Origin of the sequence: Pseudoalteromonas sp. SR45-4 (genome assembly GCF_014163535.1) — a bacterium.
GTDB classification, from domain to species: domain Bacteria; phylum Pseudomonadota; class Gammaproteobacteria; order Enterobacterales; family Alteromonadaceae; genus Pseudoalteromonas; species Pseudoalteromonas nigrifaciens.
This window is the reverse complement of the sequence record NZ_JACJDO010000004.1, coordinates 102,858-120,725: the sequence shown is the minus strand read 5'-3', so window position 1 is coordinate 120,725 and position 17,868 is coordinate 102,858. Positions and strand designations below refer to the sequence as shown.

17 protein-coding genes and 4 tRNA genes are annotated in these 17,868 nt (G+C 39.5%); 11 read left to right on the top strand and 10 right to left on the bottom strand.

Annotated elements, in window-relative coordinates; all coding sequences use genetic code 11:
* Window positions 1–2 precede the first annotated feature (2 nt).
* Complete coding sequence (bamC, locus tag H5058_RS03485) at window positions 3–1,061, bottom strand: outer membrane protein assembly factor BamC (RefSeq protein ID WP_182676865.1); 1,059 nt, start codon at window positions 1,059–1,061, stop codon at window positions 3–5.
* Window positions 1,062–1,414: 353 nt separating this feature from the next.
* Between bamC and H5058_RS03480 the strand changes: the two genes are divergently transcribed.
* Window positions 1,415–1,951, top strand: a complete 537-nt coding sequence (locus H5058_RS03480; RefSeq protein WP_011327809.1) for a glycine cleavage system protein R — start codon at window positions 1,415–1,417, stop codon at window positions 1,949–1,951.
* 14 nt (window positions 1,952–1,965) lie between these two features.
* A complete protein-coding gene (gene bcp / locus H5058_RS03475; RefSeq protein WP_058373011.1) occupies window positions 1,966–2,445 on the top strand; it encodes a thioredoxin-dependent thiol peroxidase in 480 nt (159 codons plus the stop codon).
* Window positions 2,446–2,728: 283 nt separating this feature from the next.
* Here the strand turns inward: bcp and H5058_RS03470 are convergent, their stop codons facing one another.
* From H5058_RS03470 to queE, 4 genes are all read right to left on the bottom strand, one after another.
* Window positions 2,729–2,971 (bottom strand): DUF2789 domain-containing protein, encoded by a 243-nt coding sequence (locus H5058_RS03470; RefSeq protein WP_011327807.1) that lies wholly within the window; start codon window positions 2,969–2,971, stop codon window positions 2,729–2,731.
* 103 nt (window positions 2,972–3,074) lie between these two features.
* Entirely contained in the window at window positions 3,075–3,536 is a 462-nt protein-coding gene (locus tag H5058_RS03465) for a flavodoxin family protein (RefSeq protein WP_182676863.1), read from the bottom strand.
* A 405-nt stretch (window positions 3,537–3,941) separates the two neighbouring features.
* On the bottom strand, window positions 3,942–4,685 hold the full coding sequence (locus H5058_RS03460; RefSeq protein ID WP_089368006.1) for a class I SAM-dependent methyltransferase: 744 nt from the start codon (window positions 4,683–4,685) through the stop codon (window positions 3,942–3,944).
* 194 nt (window positions 4,686–4,879) lie between these two features.
* Window positions 4,880–5,545, bottom strand: a complete 666-nt coding sequence (queE, locus tag H5058_RS03455) for a 7-carboxy-7-deazaguanine synthase QueE (RefSeq protein WP_041454388.1) — start codon at window positions 5,543–5,545, stop codon at window positions 4,880–4,882.
* Window positions 5,546–5,691: 146 nt separating this feature from the next.
* On the opposite strand from queE, the gene queC reads away from it, so the two are divergent.
* A complete protein-coding gene (gene queC, locus H5058_RS03450; protein WP_011327802.1) occupies window positions 5,692–6,348 on the top strand; it encodes a 7-cyano-7-deazaguanine synthase QueC in 657 nt (218 codons plus the stop codon).
* A 47-nt stretch (window positions 6,349–6,395) separates the two neighbouring features.
* Here queC and H5058_RS03445 read toward each other — a convergent pair whose 3' ends face one another.
* Window positions 6,396–6,845, bottom strand: a complete 450-nt coding sequence (locus tag H5058_RS03445) for an isoprenylcysteine carboxylmethyltransferase family protein (RefSeq protein WP_011327801.1) — start codon at window positions 6,843–6,845, stop codon at window positions 6,396–6,398.
* Between the two features lie 185 nt (window positions 6,846–7,030).
* On the opposite strand from H5058_RS03445, the gene H5058_RS03440 reads away from it, so the two are divergent.
* A complete protein-coding gene (locus H5058_RS03440) occupies window positions 7,031–7,273 on the top strand; it encodes a hypothetical protein (protein ID WP_011327800.1) in 243 nt (80 codons plus the stop codon).
* On the opposite strand, the gene H5058_RS03435 is transcribed toward H5058_RS03440, so the two are convergent.
* The 4 genes from H5058_RS03435 to H5058_RS03420 form a co-directional block, all read right to left on the bottom strand.
* Window positions 7,268–8,314: a hypothetical protein gene (locus H5058_RS03435; RefSeq protein ID WP_182676861.1), complete on the bottom strand. Its 1,047-nt coding sequence runs from the start codon at window positions 8,312–8,314 to the stop codon at window positions 7,268–7,270. The genes H5058_RS03440 and H5058_RS03435 overlap by 6 nt on opposite strands.
* 309 nt (window positions 8,315–8,623) lie before the next feature.
* Window positions 8,624–9,562: a class I SAM-dependent methyltransferase gene (locus H5058_RS03430; protein ID WP_182676859.1), complete on the bottom strand. Its 939-nt coding sequence runs from the start codon at window positions 9,560–9,562 to the stop codon at window positions 8,624–8,626.
* A 2-nt stretch (window positions 9,563–9,564) separates the two neighbouring features.
* On the bottom strand, window positions 9,565–11,559 hold the full coding sequence (uvrB, locus tag H5058_RS03425) for an excinuclease ABC subunit UvrB (protein ID WP_011327796.1): 1,995 nt from the start codon (window positions 11,557–11,559) through the stop codon (window positions 9,565–9,567).
* Window positions 11,556–12,932, bottom strand: coding sequence for an MATE family efflux transporter (locus H5058_RS03420; protein ID WP_182676857.1), 1,377 nt, complete (start codon window positions 12,930–12,932; stop codon window positions 11,556–11,558). Before H5058_RS03420 ends, uvrB begins: the two co-directional genes overlap by 4 nt.
* Before the next feature lie 1,049 nt (window positions 12,933–13,981).
* Here H5058_RS03420 and H5058_RS03415 point away from each other — a divergent pair.
* From H5058_RS03415 to rsxB, 7 genes are all read left to right on the top strand, one after another.
* Window positions 13,982–14,058, top strand: a tRNA-Asn gene (locus H5058_RS03415).
* A 21-nt stretch (window positions 14,059–14,079) separates the two neighbouring features.
* Window positions 14,080–14,156, top strand: a tRNA-Asn gene (locus H5058_RS03410).
* A 22-nt stretch (window positions 14,157–14,178) separates the two neighbouring features.
* Window positions 14,179–14,255: transfer RNA gene (locus H5058_RS03405), tRNA-Asn, on the top strand.
* Window positions 14,256–14,280: 25 nt separating this feature from the next.
* Window positions 14,281–14,357 (top strand) — tRNA-Asn (locus H5058_RS03400).
* 150 nt (window positions 14,358–14,507) lie between these two features.
* On the top strand, window positions 14,508–16,451 hold the full coding sequence (locus tag H5058_RS03395) for an EAL domain-containing protein (RefSeq protein ID WP_182676856.1): 1,944 nt from the start codon (window positions 14,508–14,510) through the stop codon (window positions 16,449–16,451).
* Between the two features lie 274 nt (window positions 16,452–16,725).
* On the top strand, window positions 16,726–17,307 hold the full coding sequence (gene rsxA, locus H5058_RS03390; RefSeq protein ID WP_011327791.1) for an electron transport complex subunit RsxA: 582 nt from the start codon (window positions 16,726–16,728) through the stop codon (window positions 17,305–17,307).
* Between the two features lies 1 nt (window position 17,308).
* On the top strand, window positions 17,309–17,863 hold the full coding sequence (gene rsxB, locus H5058_RS03385) for an electron transport complex subunit RsxB (RefSeq protein ID WP_011327790.1): 555 nt from the start codon (window positions 17,309–17,311) through the stop codon (window positions 17,861–17,863).
* Window positions 17,864–17,868: the final 5 nt, after the last annotated feature.

Here is a 17,868-nt window from a genome sequence, read left to right as displayed (position 1 = left end):
TATTAAATATTAATACCGCGCTGAATGAGTGCAGCCACTAATGCTTGCTGTAAACCATTCATAGTACCTGGCTCAAGCGTATCGCCTTGTTCATCCATCCAGGTCAGACTAGTGCCGCCTTGTTTGGTTTTACTTACTAATATTTGATATTGACCTTCATCAATAGGTAATTGGGTTACTTCGTCACCCCAAATAGAATCCCATACACTTGACTCTGGTTTTTTATAATCTGCCGTAATTAAGCCTGTATCTGGGTTAATTTCAACAATAGTGAACGACAAGCGCTCTAAAAATCCTGAAAAACGGTCAAATACAGCTTCATACGACTGCTCAGTTACAAGTGCTGCATTACCTTTGTTATCAAAGCCCATTTCTAAAGAAATAATACCTTGGCGTTTGCGCATATCAACTTCAAGTTGACGATAACGATAATCAAACTCGCTAATAACTTGGTTAAGTGCACGCACTTCTAACTGTTGCTTAAATAAATCACTTAAAGGCTCATCACCTTTAAAGTCAATAAGTTCAGCACTTAATGAAGCCGTACGCTGATGCGACTTTTCTTCAATTGTAAATTTAAAGCGTTCTAAATCAATACTCTCGTCGCTATTCCATAACCAGCTTTCTTCTGGCTTAATAATAGCGTACCAATCTGTTTCTATAATGCCTAGTAGCTTGTCTGCTTTAGTCGCTTGCGTGTTATTGTCGGCTAAAACCGCATTAATAGACTCCCAAATAAACTCATCTAGGTCATCAATACCATCGTTTTTATCAAAATAAACACGGGCGTTTTTATCTGTTTCTTCAACCCAACTACCCTTTGCTACTGTAAGTACTTGAGCAGGCGGACGGTAATTTGTAGCATCTGGATTATTACTATATTGGCCTACATCCATTTTATATGTTGGATCTTGAGCGGGTTGTGATAACGATGCAGGCACTTTTACTGCTTCATGAGCGCGATAATTACGCTCGTCATGTGCATCATTAGTAAATACACTACATCCTGATAAACTTACCAATACACTTACTGTTAGTGCTTTTGGGATCCAATACTGCACAGATATTTCTCCTTAGCATACCCTTTAATTGTTTTAACAAGTATATGAGTGGGTAATGCCGATTTGGTTCAGTGTAAAATCAATATTAACTTTACAGTTATAATTTGGTTGCCTGGTTGCTTAATACTCACCTCTGTTAACAAAAGTAAGCAACAAATAGACACATTTGGGCTATGGTACTTTCCCATGCTTGTAAAAACAAGAAACACTGTACTTTTAAACTGCTAAATTAGCAGCCTGTGTAGTTTAAACACGTTTTTGTGTTAAACTTCGCCGCCACGCAACTTTATGTGTTTACTTTTTGTGTTGCCAACTGCGCTGTTGTAATTCAAGTAACTTAGGTATTTAAACCCATGACTGCACACTCAAATCATCAAATTGTTTTAACAGCTATTGGCGAAGACAGGTCTGGCATAGTTAGTGAGTTAACTCAGCTAGTAAGCGATTGCCACTGTAATATAATAGATAGCCGCATTGCTATTTTAGGTAACGAATTTACATTTATCATGCTACTTAGCGGTGACATGTCGGCTATTAGCCGCATAGAACACACCCTGCCTACCAAAGCGATGGAACTGGGTTTGCTCACTATGATGAAGCGCACAGCAAGTCATAACCAAGGAGCGTTTCGCGCCGGTTACACACTAGAGTACACAGGCACCGACACACCCGGCACTTTGAGTAAAGTTACGCGCTTTTTTGCAGACAACAATATTATTATTTGCTCACTAAAGTCAGACACTTATGATGACGAAGAAGCAGTAATGAGAATGCGCTGTGAACTAGAGTTTAATATTCCTGTTGAAGTAGATGTAGACCAATTTAAAATTAGTTTTGAAAAACTTTCTCACCTTCTCAACGTAGACTATATATTTAGACGTATTCGTTAAATTAAGGAGCAAGCATGAACAAAATCAGCCCATTACAAGCCGGCGACAACGCCCCCGCTTTTAGCTTACAAAACCAAAACGACGAAACAATCACCTTAAGCGAGTTGTTAAAACAGCAACAAGTACTGGTTTATTTTTACCCTAAGGCGTCAACACCTGGCTGTACCGTACAAGCCGAAAACCTACGCGACCAGCAAGCAGAGCTGGCAAAATTTAACACCCGCGTAGTAGGCATAAGCCCAGATCCAATTAAACGCCTTAAAAACTTCGAAACTAAAAAAGAACTTAACTTCGATTTACTCTCAGATGAAGATCACGCCATTGCAGATGCATTTGGAATTTGGGGCTACAAAAAATTTATGGGCAAAGAATACGACGGCATACACCGCCTGACGTTCTTAATCGGTCAAGACGGCAAAATTAAACACCTGTTCGATAAGTTTAAAACCAAAGATCACCATCAGGTAGTGTTGGATTATCTCGCAGCAGAATAAGTTAGCGGCAGAGTAAGTTACTCGCTGTTAGAAATTAGACATAAAAAAGCGTTGCTCAAGGGCAACGCTTTTTTGTGGGTGTTGATTAAATTATACTTTTCATCGAAAGGTAAACTCACAGCGACTATCAAACGCTCAATGATGATAATGTCTGAAGTCAAGATTTGACCCCTACGGCTTTCGAAGTCAAGATTTGACCCCTACGGCTTTCTATGGTTTTTGTTCTACATTCGCTACGCCCAAGATCGACATATCTATTATCTGATAATTACTGCAAATTTATTTACTCAGCGACGTTTGACAAAAGTAAATTTAAATCATCGATGACTTGAGTCCACATGCTGTTTTTATCCCATTCCTCTTGGAGAAACGTGCGTTGGCTATCATTCCAAATCTTAGATTCTTTTAATGATTCGCCTGCTGCTAATTGATTTTTTTCGATAAACTCATTAATGGCGTCATCCGAACTGTCTAATCCTAATTGCGCAAACAAGTTATTCATCGTATATTCTGATTCTGCTAACATTTTGTTTCTCCTACAATTATTTTAATTTAAACCTTAGCATATTGGCCCGGGTAAGTATACTCAGCCTGGGTAGAGCACGCGGCTTACCCTGTGTTTTGGTTCGTTAATAAATCCCCACATCAAGCCCAGCTGCTATGGTCATACCTAACGCTTCGCATTGCTCAAGAAACGCTGGTTGCCAGTCGCCACTACACACTAATGGTGGATGAGCCCAGTGCCAACGCAAGCCACTACAAATTGATTCAACTGCTCGGCAAGTACCAGTACCATCGTTACCAGCACGAACAAATAATGCACAAGGCAAACCCTGTTTTACATCTAGGCAAGGGTAATAACAACGGTCAAAAAAATCTTTCAATGCGCCACTCATATAACCGAGGTTTTCCGTCGTGCCCATAATTATCGCATCGCAAGCTAATACATCTTCAGGTGTGGCGTTTAATGGTGATACCCAGCGGGCTTGTACTTGCTCAATATCAGGATGCTGTGCCCCTGTCAAAACAGCATTAACCATTAACTGGGTATTTTTAGAGGGCGCATGGGCAACAATTAACAGTGTTTTCATAGTTTTCCTGCTTTTGTGTTTTAGCGGCAACTGTTTTTCGCCAGCTGGGTTACTGCCGATAGAGTAGAATTTTTATACTATAAGATAAAGCCATTGATAAGTTAATACTATGTCATTAGATAAAATACCGGCGCAAATTGCCACTGCTCGGCAAGGGCCATGTGAAAAAATGCCGCCTGTGAAGACAAAGGGGTCAAATCTTGACTTCAGACATCACGATTAATTAACGACTGATCTCCAATCGTACGACAACGCTAAATGCTGATAATAATTGGCAAGATATTTTGCTGTGTCGGATGGCGCTTCGCTTATCCGACCTACGTTTTCAAATATATAATGCGGGTTTATTAGGGGGTGGGTATTCGTTGGGTTTCGCTACGCTCTACCCAACCTACGTCGTTTGTCTTAAATTTTTACGCAAGCAAAAATAGCATTGCCCGAATTACCATTCCACGGGGTTATTTGCTCATAGTTATGCTCAAATATATGGATTTCGAAATAAGGCTGTAAAACTGCTTTTAGCTCGGTGAAGCTAAGCGCCACCATGGGGTGTTCATCATTCCAGATGAATGTTTCATCGCTTGTGGTTTTTTCAATACGCAGTTTTAGCGACTGTTTTTCGCCCGTGCCACTGTAATGCCAGCCAGAGCTGAAGGTAAATAAACTATTTTCACTAGTTGCTGTATGTTTTACAAATGAATCGTTATTTATAGTATTTTTATCAACTGCGTTAAAACACAACATGCCACCGGCTTTTAGTGCGTTATGTACGCTGATGATACATGCTTTTAATTTTTCAATGCCATCACAGTAGTGAATTGAATACAAAAAACAGGTAATTAAATTTTGCTGCTGCGCTACGGTAAACTCGCTCATATTTTGCAATGTAAATTGTGCTTCTGGGCAGCGAATAGCGGCTCTATCTAGCATAGGTTGATTAATGTCGAGGCCACTGCTTGTATAGCCAAAATTAATAAAATGCCGTACATGCGGGCCTGTGCCACACGCTAAATCTAGGTGTGTATTTGCGCCATTACCAAAAATTTGGTGTAACCGTTTAATAAAATGGCTTTGAGCTTGATAATCTATATCAGCGCACATTAAGTCATAGTAACCAGAGAGATCTGTGTATAAAGCATTTGCGGACATATTGGCCTAGTTATTAAAGGGTAAGTAATTTGGGTGGCGCATAGTAAACTAGTTATTAGTATTAGCGAAGTAAGCTTTAGGGTAGATGTAATTAAGGGTGTCGGATGGCGCTTCGCTTATCCGACCTACGTAATATAAATTAACGCCGAGCTGGTATTAGCTCACAGCTAATCACTTAAAACCCGGCTTAATTATTAGCTAATCCCTAAATACTTATGCACTTGAATTGATAAGCGCCAGTTTTTAGCAATACAGGTTTTAATAGCCAGTTTAGTTGCAGACTCTTTTTGGCTAATAGGCTGTAAATAAACCAATTTAGGGTTAACACCCGTTTTAACAAACAGCTCTTCTAGCTCCTCTACATGCTTTTGCATGGCAACGGGGTGTTTAATTTCGTTGGCGCGCTGCATGGCGGTTGTAAGTACCTCAAAACCGCCGCGCATATTAATTTTTGGCGATACAGTAACCCAAGTTTGCGCTGGGGCAAGTATTTCAAAGGTGCCGCTGGTTTCTATTTGCGTACTGAAGCCGTTTTCGTGCAATAAATTACACACTGGGTTTAAGTCGTACATGCAAGGCTCGCCACCTGTGATCACCACATGCTTTGCGGTATAACCACGTGATTGAAATAACGCTAATATGTTTGCTGCGCTGGCTTGTGCCCAATGATCTGAATCGGCCTTTTTTTCTACTGTTTCGTCAAGCGACACTTTGTACACATTATCAACATCCCATGTTTGTTTTGTATCGCACCAAGAGCACCCTACTGGGCAACCTTGCAAACGCAAAAATATAGACGGTGTACCAGTATAACTAGCTTCACCTTGGATGGTTTCAAACACTTCATTTATTTTGTACAAAAGAGAACTCACTTACGATCAAGCAGCAAAATTGCTACCATTAAGGACTAAATAGCGCAGCGCAAAAATTGTTATTTATGCCGTGGGCATGTAGTATATCGTGCCCTGATATAAACCTCTATTAAAACTAAAGAGCAAAACCAGATATGACGCAAAAAGTAGTAGTTATTTATTCCGGCGGTATGGATTCATTTACCGTATTAAATAAGGCCCTGCAACAAGGACATGATGTTTATGCCTTATCGTTTGACTATGGTCAGCGTCATGTAAAAGAACTTAAGGTGGCAGCCCAGGTATGTAAGCAATTAAATGTGCCACACAAAATTGTTGATATTTCGGCTATTAATCAAATTATTGGCGGCTCATCTTTAACTGATGATATTGACGTGCCAGAAGGCCATTACGAAGAAGACAGCATGAAAAGCACAATAGTACCAAACCGTAATATGATTTTACTGTCTTTAGCGGTAGGTTATGCAGTGTCGCTTAAAGCGAGCCAGGTTTATTATGGTGCCCACTCTGGGGATCATGCGATTTACCCTGATTGTCGTCCTGAATTTGTGCAAAAAATGGATGATGTGTGCCGCATTGCCAACTACGATGCCGTAGAAATTTTTAGCCCGTATTTAAACAATACAAAAATTGATATTTTAACCGATGGTATTGCAATGGGCTTAGATTACAGCCAAACATGGACCTGTTATAACGGCCGTGAAAAAGCCTGTGGTAAATGTGGAGCATGCCAAGAGCGCTTAGAAGCATTTGAGGTCAATAACTTAACCGACCCGCTAGAATACGAATAAACAATTTATTAAGGCTATCATCGATAGCCTTTTTTATGGGTGCTTGTTTATAGCCAGCGTTTTACTTTGTTTTTGTATTGGATGTAATCCTCACCAAAGAGCTGAGTAAGCGCCCGCTCTTCAGGAATAATTTGAAACAGTGTTAAGTAGGCAATAAAACCCGCCACACACAAAAGTGCCCATAACGAGCTTAACCAAATACCCCACCCTAGTAGTATAAATACAAAACCCACATACATAGGGTTACGAGAAAACCTATAAACGCCACTGGTAACTAAATTTGTCGCTTGCTCTGGTTTACTTGGGTTTACTGTGGTGTTAGCCAAACGAAAACTAACCAATCCGGCAATACAAAATACGCAGCCTATAGTTACTAAACTCACCGTTAAATATAAAATAAAGGCACTAAAATCAATCACACTATAATGTGCAATTAAGGCCATTATTAATGCAAAAAAAAGCACAACAACAAGTGGAGGAATTTTATTATTTAACATAGCAGCTCACTTAATTAGTTAATAAAAGGGGCAAACTCTTTGCTTAATCATTACACAATATAGCCAATGTATAAACTACCAGCACACCGGCAATCAACATTTAGAAAAATAAAGTTACAATTAGGCGCTTTATCGTAAATGTATTACGGTTATACTTTAACCAAAGTAATTAACAGGAAGCGGTTATGTCGGGCACTACCATGATTGTATTAATTGTACTTATATCTGTTGGCTCTGGAGTTATATACGATATGTACAAAAAACATTTAGAATTTAAACACCGTATGCAAAATAATAATAGCGATGCTAATAAGCACCTTGCTGAAGTAAGTGCGCAAGTTCAAGCATTAAAAGAGCGTGTGCAAACCCTTGAAACCATAGTTACCGATTCAAGCTTTGACGTAAAACAAGAAATAAATAAACTATAAATAATTTTCATATAAATGGGCGTTTTCTGGCTGCTCAATACCGTGGGCAGCTAAAAAACCACCAATAACCTGACCACAGCCCTGTGGTGCTCGGGTGCTGTCTATTTCAAAGTTTAATTGATTAGCGTGCTGCTTGCCCATAGAGCACAAGCCTAGCGCGTCTGGCGAACGTATAGCTACACTTAACTCCCCTATTTGCTCGGCCATTACCTGTTTGCTAAAGCGTGCAAAATTTTTATATTTAAAGTGCTCGCTTACATACTCGTTACTAATGGCTACAAGCGCTGTAATAAAGCCATGTAAAAAGCTATTTGCCGACGTATCGGTTATTAAAAATGCCATGGTTTTATTATTAAACTCATTTAATTGGCAATCACTACAATTAAGCTCAAGCGTATATAAGTGCTGTTTACTGGTTATTACTTGATGGTTTTTAATCACTATGCTCATACCGGCAAATATCAGCCGTTTAGCTATCGATTGAGCGCTCGCTTGATCAGTGCTATTACTTACCAACTCAGGGTTTTGCGCCATTAATGACAAGTCGTGGTGGTTATTAAATGGCGTACTTGTTGCCCCTTTATGCGTTAATTGCAGCAGCTCTCGCACTTCGTGCTCTCGTGCTATTTTAAGTGCTAAAAACGCAGTTTGAATAAGCTCTGAGGTTGGTAGGTTTTTTTCTACTAGCCAGCGCCTGCCAAATAATAATTTTTTTGCGCGAGTGTGATTTTTGTTAGCTGCGCTATTTTTCTCGCAGTTTGAATTATTTGAATAGTTGTCTGGGCTAAGCACTGCCACTTGTAAGTAAAGCTGTTCATTTTGCTGGGCAGCAACCACTCTAAAGTGCGCCGAAAAGTCGATATTTTCAAGCACTGTATTAACACTTTCAAGTGTGTGTTGGTAGCGTAAAAAATGCTGTGGAACAACCCAATTATTATTCTTTAACTGCACCAAAGGGGCATACGAAATTGGCTGCTCGTAACTGTATTGCCATTTTTTATTATTGACGAGAGGTATACGGTGGCTGTTTTTATTTGGCATAAATTAGTTCGCACATGGCAATGTATTGTCTGTAGCTATTTACGTTATTAACGATGATATTAGATCACATTTATGTGCAATTCTAAGTGGCTAATATTTAATTAATTAAGCTCTGCGTTTGTGATGATCGGGTGCAGGAATGCCAGCCTTAAAAGTAAAATTACCCATTACCCTCATAAACACTACTTTAGGTAAATAGCGCCTTAGTAATAAAAATGGCGCATGTATTATAAACATTGCGCCACGGCTCATTTTTTACTGGTAACTAATAACTAAAAACTGGTTATTAATTAAGAGTCATAATTTAAATTAGGCTACTGTTTGCGATGTTTTATAAACAAGCGCTTTTAAGCTTCTGTCACGATCTACTTCAATAAAACGCTCTGTAGCAGCTAACCGTTCAACAAACTCAATAGCGCCCTCTGTGTGCTCTATAATTAAGGCTTTAAAAGCCTCTTCACTAAGCTCTGGGCTGTTAGCGCAAAGTAATAACTGGGTTGTATCGCTTAATAGCTCAGGTAATCTGCGCAGTACTTTTTGATAGTCTTTCGTTAAAATAAAGCTGCCTTTTTGAAAGCTTGGCGGATCAACAATAATGAGATCAAACGGTGCTGCTTTTTTTAATTTACCAAACGACTTTAAAATATCATGCGGTAAAAAGCTCACCCCTTTATCAAAGCCATTGAGCTGATGATTTTGTTTACCCACCCTAAGCACGCCTTTGCTCATATCCATGTTCATTACATGATCGGCTCCGCCTTGCATTGCCGCCAGCGAAAACCCGCAGGTATACGAAAATAAGTTAAGTACTTTTGCCTGTTTACTGTTTCCTTGCACAAACTCACGGCCGCTGCGCATATCAGGAAATATTCCAGTATTTTGGCGGCTGGTTAAATCAACTAAAAAGCCAATACCGTTTTCTTTTACCACATGTTGGCTAGGCAATTGCCCATAAACCAGAGTGTTTTGGCTTTGTACACCCGCGCGCTGCTGATACACAAGCGCAGTAATAAGCTCAGGGTGATGTTGCTGCGCCCATTGCCACAGCACACTGGTTAGTTCGCTCAGCGTTGGCTCATCTATTTCATCATAAGACACTAAAAACAAACTAGGTGGGTAAAAGTCTAAGTTAATATAGCTTAGCGCTTCTACGCTATGGCCGCGGCCATGAAACACGCGGCACAGCTCATTTTTTAATAAAGGGGCATCGGCTAATGCGTCAATAAGTGGAGTAAAATTAGGGGTCATAGTTAATTTATCAACTGTTGTTGGAGTTCGTGTATTTCATCACGCACTGAGGCTGCTTTTTCAAATTCTAGGTCACTGGCGTAAGCGTGCATTTTACTGTCGAGTTGCTTAATTTGCACTGTGATTTCTTTAGCACTAAGGACTTTTTTAGACTCTTTACGAATGAGTCTAAGGTTATCTTTTGGCCCTGCTTCTTCGCCTACGTCCATCGAATCTAGAATCTTTTTGGCTAACGAATGTGGTTCAATACCGTGTTCAATATTATAAGCATGCTGAATTTCGCGCCTACGTGCGGTTTCGTCCATCGCCTTAGCCATCGATTTTGTAATTCGGTCACCGTATAAAATTGCGCGCCCTTCTAAATGACGTGCGGCGCGGCCTACGGTTTGAATAATAGAGCGCGCTGAGCGTAAAAAGCCTTCTTTATCGGCATCAAGAATTGCCACCAGTGCTACTTCTGGCATATCGAGGCCTTCACGCAGTAAGTTAATGCCTACTAACACATCAAATACTCCAGCGCGTAAATCGCGAATAATTTCGACTCGCTCTACGGTGTCTATATCTGAGTGAAGGTAGCGCACTTTTACATTGTGCTCACTTAAGTAGTCGGTTAAATCCTCCGACATACGTTTGGTTAGCGTGGTAACCAGTACCCGCTCGCCTTTCTCAACACTTTTATAAATTTCTGAAAGCAAGTCGTCAACCTGGTCCCCCACTGGGCGCACTTCAATAAGTGGATCAAGCAGTCCTGTTGGTCGAATTACTTGCTCTGCAATTGCGCCTACGCAGCGATCTAATTCAAAATCGCCTGGGGTTGCCGATACATAAATTGTTTGTGGCGAAATAGCTTCAAATTCTTCAAAGCGCAGTGGGCGGTTATCCATGGCCGATGGCATTCTAAAGCCATATTCAACCAGGTTTTCTTTGCGGCTTCTGTCGCCTTTGTACATAGCGCCGATTTGCGACACAGTTACATGCGATTCATCAATAATCATTAATGCATCGTCGGGTAAATAATCAAGTAAAGTTGGCGGCGGATCGCCCGGTGTACGCCCCGATAAGTAACGGCTGTAGTTTTCTATACCCGAGCAATAACCTAGCTCGCGCATCATTTCAATGTCGTACTGCGTACGCTGCGTTACGCGTTGCTCTTCTACTAATTTATTGGCACTTAATAGCTGCGCTCGGCGATCTTTTAACTCTTCTTGTATTTTTTCGATAGCCCCAAGAATTTTTTCACGCGGGGTTACATAGTGTGTTTTAGGGTAAATAGTGGTGCGCACTATGTGTTTTTCAATTGCGCCGGTAAGGGGGTCAAAAATACTTAAGCGTTCTATTTCGTCATCAAACATTTCTACACGTATTGCAAATGTGCTCGATTCTGCAGGAAATATATCAACCACTTCGCCACGTACTCGGTATGTGCCGCGGCTAAAGTCTACATCGTTACGGGTATATTGTATTTCGGCTAAGCGGCGTAGCATGTCGCGCTGATCCACTTTTTCGCCCACTTTTAAAAGTAGCATCATTTTCATGTATGATTTTGGATCGCCCAAACCATAAATGGCCGACACTGAGGCTACAATAATAGTATCGCGGCGCTCAAGCAGCGCTTTTGTAGCACTTAAACGCATTTGCTCAATGTGCTCGTTAATGGATGCATCTTTTTCTATAAACGTATCACTAGAAACCACATAGGCTTCTGGCTGGTAATAATCGTAATAAGAAACAAAATATTCAACTGCGTTTTTAGGAAAAAACTCTTTCATTTCCCCGTAAAGTTGCGCGGCTAAGGTTTTGTTATGTGCCATTATTATGGTTGGACGGTTTAAGTCGTTAATAATGTTAGCCATGGTAAAGGTTTTACCTGTACCGGTAGCACCTAGCAAGGTTTGATGAGCAAGCCCGGCTTCAAGCCCTTCGCATAACTGCGCAATCGCGGTGGGCTGATCTCCCGCAGGCTTAAAGTGTGACTTTAGTTGAAAATGATCGCTCAATGACTGCACTCCTGTAACGATTGACTACTTAATGTTTCAAGCTCTTTCATAAACCATTTGTAGGCCACCAAAGCCGTAAATAAGTTACCCACAGCAGCGCCAATAAATAATCCCAATAAGCCAGCAAGTTCGTTGCCTATATACGCAAAGGGTAAATAAAAAATAAATAAGCGAATAATACTTAAAAACAACGCATTCATCGGTTTATGCAAAGCATTAAACGATGAGTTTGATAATATGATCACCCCTTGTAAGCCGTAACTTAATGGGATGGTGTAAATAAATAGTTTTATAACATCAATAACGGCTTGCTCTTTACCAAATAACTGGCTTAACACGCCTGCACTAGCAATTAGTAATATATAAATAATAAACTGCCAAACCATTACAAATCTTAATGTACCAATGTAAGCGTCTTTCACTCTTGATAATTTACTGGCACCAAAATTTTGGCTTATAAATGGCGGTAATGTCATCGACAGCGCCAATACTAACAAGCTGGCAATAGATTCTATTTTGCTCCCGACTCCAAATGCAGCAACCGCTTCGGGTCCATGATGAGCCACCAATGCGGTCATTACTGCCATTGCAACTGGCGTAAGCATATTTGCCCCAGCCGCAGGTAAACCAATTTTTAATATTTTACTAATAGCGCCAATAACCGTTTGTTTACCTGCTTTTAAGCTCAATAAACGTTTTTTTAGTAATATATATAAAATAACGACTACCGCTACCGACCAAGCAATAACACTAGAAATAGCCGCGCCTTCAATACCTAATGCCGGAATAGGTCCAAAGCCAAAAATAAGTATGGGATCGCAAATAGCATTTATTAGCCCTGCCCCACCCATAACTAAGCTAGGGGTTTTGGTGTCGCCGCTGGCACGTAATACCGAGTTGCCAATCATAGGTGTTATTAAACACACGCTGCCTAAAAACCATATATTCATATACTGGTGTATTAGCGGTAATACGTTTTCACCGGCCCCTAATAAAGTAAATATGGGGTCAATAAACACATAACCAAAAAAAGATAATATAAGTACCAAAACCACTGCAACCAATAAAGAAATACTGGCATCAAAACGCGCTTCATTTACTTTGTGGCTGCCCAAGGCTTTTGCAATAACCGCAGAAGTGCCTATGCCCAAACCAATGGCTAAGCTTATTACCATAAAAGTAACCGGAAATGTAAAGCTCACGGCTGCTAATGGCTCTGTTCCTAATAAGCTAATAAAAAACGTATCAACAATGTTAAACATCATCAAGGACACCAAGCCAAATATCATTGGAATGGTCATTTTTTTTAGTGTTGGCGAGATAGGATCATTGAGTAAATCAGGGCGAGTATGTTTTTCTGAAATTACGCGCATAGAATAAGTTGGCCTCTTTTTACTGAGCTAAACATTTTAAAGCATCTGGGCAATTCAAGCCATGCTTTATTGAGTATAGAGGGCTAAATACCTAACTAAGGAGTAAAGCTTTGTTTTCAAGCCTTAGCGTATAAATTCACCTTGAGAGCGCCATAAAACAAATATAGATCTTTTAAATTACTTTTATAACATTTAACGCTTCATAAATGGTGCATTATCACACAACATATTTTTTTACTTTATCGTCACGAAAAGTTTTACTTATCGTTAGAGTCGCTTTCAGCATCAATTCATAACACACTGTTTTTTAATGATTTAAAAAAACATTCTTAAAGACTTGAAATCGTTGCAGCCCCCTAAAATACTGGGGGTACTGAAGTTCATAAAGTTTAATAAACAGAGTTATCCACAGAAACCGTGGATAACTCATTCAAAGCCGCATTTATAAAGGGGTTACAGCGGATCAAATAAAATGCCGTATTAAACTTATCCACGTTACCAATATGAAAACTTTCTTGGGCTTTAATGTAAAGCTTGCTGTTAGCTGCAATCACCACCTTATTGAGCAACCTAAAGGTGTAAATAAAATTATTTAAGCTATTGATTGTGTTGTTTTTGTACAAACCTTTGCGATTGGCTAATTATTAACTAATAAGTAATTAAATAAAGATATTTTTAGTTTTTGCCGTATTCGTTTTTTATGGAATTTAAGTATTAAATCGATTTTAAGCGTTAAATTTTAAAAACCACTCTGCCTGTGTAAGCTCTTTACGGTAATGTTTTTGTAATATTGAGCGCTATTTTTAGGTGTAATGGCTGTTTTTTATATTTTAAATTAAGTAAATACGCCCTTTAATTTAATAATTTTTAAAAACAAAAGTACTTTTTCATAAAAATGACGCGCTTTAATTTTGGCATTTGTGCTATAAAACGTGCAGATCGAACACAAAAACAACGAATAGAGTTCTTTTTTGTATTTATGATCTTTTATGTGTTGACACTTTGCGGCTGGATCATTAATATTTCGCCCCGTTGAAAGGCAAGACGCTTCCCCCTTAGCTCAGTTGGTTAGAGCGACGGACTGTTAATCCGCAGGTCCCCCGTTCGAGTCGGGGAGGGGGAGCCAAGTTTTTCAACCATAAACGATTCCCCCTTAGCTCAGTTGGTTAGAGGGACGGACTGTTAATCCGCAGGTCCCCCGTTCGAGTCGGGGAGGGGGAGCCAAGTTTATGTTTATGATAGTAGTTCCCCCTTAGCTCAGTTGGTTAGAGCGACGGACTGTTAATCCGCAGGTCCCCCGTTCGAGTCGGGGAGGGGGAGCCAAATCATAAAATAGCACTACTTTAGTTCCCCCTTAGCTCAGTTGGTTAGAGCGACGGACTGTTAATCCGCAGGTCCCCCGTTCGAGTCGGGGAGGGGGAGCCAATAGCTAATAATTCCATAGACATTCCTCTCAATATCTACTACCCTTTCTGATTAATAACTATAGTATATTCACTCAATTTTCGTGTTACGATTAGTTTATAAATCAAGGATTTGATTCCTTCCCTTTCTGACAATTAAAAGATTGAAAAAATGGCAGGCTTTAAAAAACTCATATTAATACAAATACTCTCTTGGTTAGCATGTGTTGCCGTTGGTAGTTATTTTATAGCTATTAGCTTTAATTACACAGTTAACGAAGCGCAAAAGAATGCACAAGCTACAGTTCAAAACTATATAGATGGTTTAACTTTATCTGATATATCAACAAACAATTTTAAACGCGCTATTACTAATAATGATACTTTTGCAAACTTCATCCTTAGAGACAATCAAGGAACTGAAGTATTTAAAGTAACGCACTCCCCTGCACTGCCTTTTATTGCCGAATTTGTACAAACAAATTTTAACTCGGTACGTCCTCAGTTTGTAAGCGGTAGTAATACTGATATAAAAGTAGAATTTACACTTAATGTGCAACGCTTTGCACACTTATTACAAAGCGCGTTTTTTATTATTGTGCTTGTTAGTACTTTTTTAGTCCTTATTCCTATGGCGTTAATGAAGAGCCTTTCTCATAGAGTAAATCAAAGAGTTAGTATGGATGTGGCTGATGTTATTGATGTTTATATAAACCAAAACCAGCTAGATCATGACCTAGAAGTAAGTCTTGACACAAGCAGGCTCAAAAGCCAAGGAAAGAGCTTAGTTCCTACCTTTAATCGCTTATCGCACTTTTTGAAAAGTAAAAATGAAGATCTTCAAAACGCAGCGCTCACAATAAAACATCAAGCCTATAAAGACGGCGTAACCGATTTAGGCAATCGGAATATGTTTGTTGAGTACTATGAAAAAAATATAGAAAACAGCGAAAAAAGCACTTTTGGTACACTCGCTTTAATTAGATGTAGTGAACTGCAATCGATTAACCAAACCCGCGGTTATCAAAAAGGTGATGAATACATTAAAGGTGTGGCTGATATTATTAAGCACATTAGTGGCACTTATACTGGTAGCCAAGTATTTAGACTTAACAGCTCTGATTTTGTAGCTATATTACCTAATATACCGCTAAAAGAAGCCGAACGTTTTGGTGAAAACTTACAATCTCGCTTTACTCAGTATCAGCAAAACCAAGAGCTCAGCTCAGTAGCTAATACTGGTATTGTGGGTTACGAAAAAGCAAAACCACTTGGTGAGTTACTTTCGGTAGTAGATAACGCCATGAGTATGGCGCAATCAAAACATGCTAACGCTTGGCATGTACAACGTGAAAGCGATTTAATTAATAATGTAAGTGCTGGATTTGGTAATCAAAATTGGCGCAAAGTTATAAATGAAGTAATTGAAGCAAAGCGTGTGCATTTAGTAATGCAAAATATTATGCCTTTGGGCAAAAATATTAAAGCGTATGCTGAGATTCAGGTGCGATTTAAAACCGAAGATAATCAAATGCTGCCTACAGCCTCATTTTTAGCTATGGCCGAAAAGCTCGACATGGCTATAGAAATCGACAGGCTAATTATTGACTCATCACTTGAGAAAATAAAAAGCCGAAATCTTTCAGAAAAGTTTTTTGGTTTAAATGTTACGCCTTCAAGTGCGCACAACGACCAGTTTGTAATTTGGTTAGAACGCCGATTATTAAAAGATACCCATATTGCATCAAAACTTGTTTTTGAAGTAAGTGAATTTGGGCTACAACAAAACATTAAAGCGAGTAAACGCTTTATTGACATGATTCATCGTGTTGGTGCTCGCATAACAGTTGAGCGTTTTGGTGTTGGCTTAACATCGTTTAAGTTTTTCCGCGATTTAAAACCAGACTTTATTAAAATGGATGCCAGTTATACCCGCGGCCTAGAAGATGATAAAAACAATCAATATTTTATGCGCTTAATGGTCGATTTAGCACACAGGATTGGTGTAAGTGTTTTTGCTGAAGGGGTCGAAAGCCAAGAAGAAAAGCACATTATAGAAACCCTATGCTTAGATGGTGTACAAGGTTACTACATAGAAAAACCTAAAGACATTTGATATAAGGCCGTAGTTAACCAAAGGTTGGGTTATTTAATTAATAAAAAGAGCACTTGTTGCTCTTTTTTGCTTTATTTTCACTACTGCCCAGTACTTTAAACCCATACTAAAACCATAACGTTAAGTAAACTCTACAAACAAATTACAGTAATTTTACATCTTCATTATGCGTTAATTATTTTACCCTATTTATTTGACTGATAACTACTCCACATGTTGTTTATCTCGGCAGAAAAAAGGATAATGCATTGGATTTTAATAGCGCGAGGCACACATGACAGAATATGTATTGTTATTGATTGGCACTGTTCTGGTTAATAACTTTGTATTAGTACAATTTTTAGGCTTGTGTCCGTTTATGGGCGTGTCGAGTAAACTAGACACGGCTATAGGTATGTCTTTGGCTACCACTTTTGTGCTTACCCTTGCCTCTGTAACCAGCTACTTAGTTAACCAATATATTTTAATACCGTTGGATATTACCTATTTACGCACCATGAGCTTTATTTTAGTGATCGCTGTAGTAGTACAATTTACCGAAATGGTAGTACGTAAAACAAGCCCTACTTTATATCGCTTGCTGGGTATTTTTTTACCCCTTATAACCACAAACTGTGCTGTGCTAGGCGTTGCATTACTTAACATTAAAGAAGATCACTCCTTTTTACAGTCTGCGGTTTATGGCTTTGGTGCCGCAGTTGGTTTTTCGTTAGTACTTGTATTGTTTGCTGCCCTGCGAGAGCGCCTTGCAGCGGCCGATGTTCCTACCCCCTTTAAAGGTGCCTCTATTGCCTTAATTACCGCAGGCTTAATGTCGATGGCATTTATGGGGTTTACCGGATTAGTGAAGTTTTAATATGACCTTGTTTTATGCATTAATAGCACTAGGCTCACTGGCATTAGTTTTTGGCCTAATTTTAGGATTTGCCGCTATCCGCTTTCGGGTAGAAAGTAACCCTATTGTTGAGCAAATTGATACCATTTTACCGCAAACTCAATGCGGCCAATGTGGCTACCCTGGCTGTAGGCCATACGCCGAAGCGATTGCCAATGGCGACGAAATAAACAAATGCCCACCTGGCGGCGAAGCTACTATGAAAAAGCTCGCCGAATTAATGGGCGTTGATCCCAAGCCCTTAGCTGGCGGAGAGCAAGCTGAACCAATTAAAACTGTGGCATATATTCGCGAAGACGAATGCATTGGCTGTACCAAGTGTATACAAGCATGCCCAGTTGACGCCATTGTTGGTGCAACTCGACAAATGCATACTGTATTAATTGACGAATGTACTGGCTGCGATTTATGCGTAGAGCCCTGCCCTGTAGATTGCATTGATATGCTCCCTGTAGCCGAAACTAAACAAAACTGGAAATGGCAGTTAAATGCAATTCCCGTTACACAAATAGATTAGAGGTT